Raw genomic sequence first — 559 nt, forward strand, 5'->3', positions numbered from 1 at the left:
AGAAGCTGGTGGTGGCGGACTTGTCCAACATCGAGGGCCGCATGCTCGCGTGGGTGGCCGGGGAAGAATGGAAGCTGCAGGCGTTCCGGGAGTACGACGCTGGCCGTGGGCCCGATTTATATAAGGTTACCGCCTCCATCATCACCGGCGTGCCGGCCATGGAGGTGCCCAAGTACATCCGCGACTCGCTAGGGAAAGTTTCAGACCTCGCCAGCGGGTACATGGGCGGTGTGTCTGGCTACCAGAAGTTCGCGGCGGCCTACAACGTCCGCATGGCCGACTACTGGGGCACTCTGCAGGAACAGGTGTCCCCCGCGCTGATCGCCAAAGCTCACGAAAACCTGAACAAGTGGGGCCGCCCGCAATTGGAGTCGCTGGAGATCAGCGAAACCGAATGGCTCGCCAGCGAGGCGTGCAAACTCGCCTGGCGCGCTCGCCACCCTGCCACCAAAGCCTTCTGGTACGACCTGCAGAACGCGGCCAAGAGCGCCCTCCGGAACTGGGGCGTGGTGTTTCCTGTTGGCAAGTACATCAAGGTGCGCTGCGTGTCCCACAAGGG

The 559-nt window shown here is 63.0% G+C and carries 1 protein-coding gene; it reads left to right on the forward strand.

Annotation, left to right across the window (positions count from 1 at the left end):
- A partial coding sequence (locus I6F47_RS20495) for a hypothetical protein (protein ID WP_269435565.1) occupies nucleotides 1–559 on the forward strand: 559 nt, incomplete at both ends.

This window comes from Pseudoalteromonas sp. NZS37, from assembly GCF_015864265.1.
GTDB classification, from domain to species: Bacteria; Pseudomonadota; Gammaproteobacteria; order Enterobacterales; family Alteromonadaceae; genus Pseudoalteromonas; species Pseudoalteromonas arctica.